This is a genomic window from Streptomyces sp. NRRL S-646, assembly GCF_000720765.1.
GTDB lineage: Bacteria > Actinomycetota > Actinomycetes > Streptomycetales > Streptomycetaceae > Streptomyces.
Window position 1 is genome coordinate 1 of the sequence record NZ_JODC01000066.1, and the last position, 2,260, is coordinate 2,260.

The 2,260-nt window shown below is 65.2% G+C and carries 3 protein-coding genes; 2 read left to right on the top strand and 1 reads right to left on the bottom strand.

The window, feature by feature from the left end:
• The first annotated feature begins 426 nt into the window (after positions 1-426).
• Positions 427-1,011 carry a hypothetical protein gene (locus IH68_RS0148825; protein WP_159403907.1) on the top strand — a complete coding sequence of 195 codons (585 nt, stop codon included), beginning with the start codon at positions 427-429 and terminating at the stop codon, positions 1,009-1,011.
• A 356-nt stretch (positions 1,012-1,367) separates the two neighbouring features.
• On the opposite strand, the gene IH68_RS0148830 is transcribed toward IH68_RS0148825, so the two are convergent.
• On the bottom strand, positions 1,368-1,592 hold the full coding sequence (locus tag IH68_RS0148830) for a hypothetical protein (RefSeq protein WP_030950264.1): 225 nt from the start codon (positions 1,590-1,592) through the stop codon (positions 1,368-1,370).
• A gap of 372 nt (positions 1,593-1,964) precedes the next feature.
• Between IH68_RS0148830 and IH68_RS52315 the strand changes: the two genes are divergently transcribed.
• A partial coding sequence (locus tag IH68_RS52315) for a helix-turn-helix domain-containing protein (protein WP_159403908.1) occupies positions 1,965-2,260 on the top strand: 296 nt, incomplete at its 3' end.

A 2,260-nucleotide genomic window follows, 5' to 3' on the forward strand; every position in this document is an offset into this window, starting at 1 on the left:
TCCGATGCGACCGGAGCAACCAGCGTCGTCACCACGGGCTCGTGCCCGTCCAGGAACCAGACCTCCACGTCCAGGCCGACGCTATGGAAGAGAAGCCCACTCAGTCTGCTCCGGGCCCGAAAAGCCGGCGTCCTCGACCAGGAACGCGAACTCAACGCCCACCTCCGCCCGAAACGCCTCGGCCGGATCCCCCCGATTCCCCATCCCTCGATACTCCGAGACCGTCAGCGCTGGACGGAAGACCCAAACCCGGTGAACCTTCTCGGTCACAGCAGTACGAGTCGGAACCCGGCGACGACTGGTGGCCCAGAGACACCCCGGACTGGACCCGGTGAACGCGCTGACACGTCTCGGGGCGGCCGACGAGTATTCGGGTTCCGGTCTGCGCAGACAGTAGGTGTGGCCGGTTCTCTGCTCCTCTCGTTCATGGGAATGTTCGGAACCCTGATCGGCAGTGGTCTGACGGGTTTCTTCGCTCTGCGGTCGGAGCGCGCCAATCAACAGGCTCTGGAACACCAGGAGGAACGCCAGTCACGTCGGCGGGAAGGGCTTCAGGAACTCGATCTCCGCCTGGAGCACCACCGGTGGCGTCGAGAGCATCGGAAGGCGATCTACGAGGAGTTCGCCGTGAAGTCCCAGACGGCCCGGATCGCCGCTCTCGACTATCACCGATGCTGCCTGACCGGTGCTCCGGAGGCCGCGCAGCGGGAGGAGATCCGGCTGCGCGGCAGGCTGGCGTACCGGGAGGCACTGCAGACCTCCTACGCGGTCGAGTTGCAGGGACCCGAGGAGGTGGCCGCGCGGGTGGGTGACTGCATAGCCAGCCTCCGGGACCTGCTGACTTGCGCCGAGGAGCACGAGGCGAGGGCGGTGTCAGGGCCGTTGAACAGCGCTGATGTCATGGATATGAACCAGCAGATCACGGCGTGCTTCGAGGACGCACAGCGCGTGCTGCGGCTCTTCACCCGCGCCGGACGCGAGGCTCTCGACCGGCCCACGCCGCCCGGCTGAATCCGGACACCAACGGTCCGAGGGAACCACCCGATGTGGGCTTTCGCGTAGCCGCCGAGGCTAGCTGTACCGATGACTTCGGGAGGCGTTCGAAATTGACCGAAGGGGACGTCTGTTGACCGGATTTGGCGAAGTCACCGTGTTTTGACGGTTGTTGAGATTTTGCTGTCGACCCGACGAAGAGCCTGTCCGGGACGCCGTGGCGGATCCGCTCCCGGGCGAGCTCCGAGGCCGTGCCCACGGGCTTCAGGACACGGGGAGGGGCGGCACTTCCAGACCTGCACACGCCATCTGCCGCCCCCGAGCGGCACGGACCGCCCCGGCGGGCGGGCCGACAACTGCCGGATCCGCTTGGCCTACGGCACGAAGTCGAACGAGTAGTACACGTTGGTGCTGTCCTGCCAGCCGACGCGGGGGTCGACGTAGGCCCTGGCTCCGCCCTGGCAGTCCCGGTCCTTGTAGAGATAGACCCTCTTGTCGGTGCCGTTGAATCCGGCGATGGCCCCGTCGTAGTACAGCTGGTAGCAGAGTACGTGTCGGGATTGCTCTCCGTGCGAGTCACTCCCGACCGTTCGGTCCACTGGAAGTAGCAGGCCGTGCCGGGCCTGCAGGTCGGAGCGGCCGCATCTGCGTGCGCGACGCCGGACACCGTGATCGCGAGACCGAACGCGAGCGCGAGATGTAAGGCAGCTTTGCGGTACATCACCGCATACCCCTCTCTATCATGATTTGGTACCAGACAAGGCATCTGTTCGGCATACGCCATGCCTGGTCCGTATACGACGGTTATGTTTCCGCAACCCGATTGCCCCGTCCATCACTCGTCCGAGGGGCGCAGAGTGCTGAGCGGGGCGCATGTCCGGCGCGCGAATCTCCGTTCGCGAATCCTGTTCTCGGTCTAAAACTGACGATCATCGTTGACACCTGGGTCTCCGATCACTACGGAGATCCACATGCCGAAGCCCACACCCACCACCCCGCCGCTTGACCGTGAAACCAAGCGGCGCCTGGCCGTCATGCGCCATGTCGAAGAGGTCACCGGGAATGTCGCTATGTCCTGCCGCTACTTCGGGATCAGCCGGCAGGCGTACTGCACGTGGTACCGCCGCTACCAGGCCGAGGGCGTCGAGGGCCTGCGCACCCGTTCCATGGCGCCCAAGACGTCGCCGAACGCGACACACGTCGAGGTGGTCGGGAAGATCATCTATCTCCGGCAGAACTACCACTTCGGCCCCGAGAAGATCGCCAT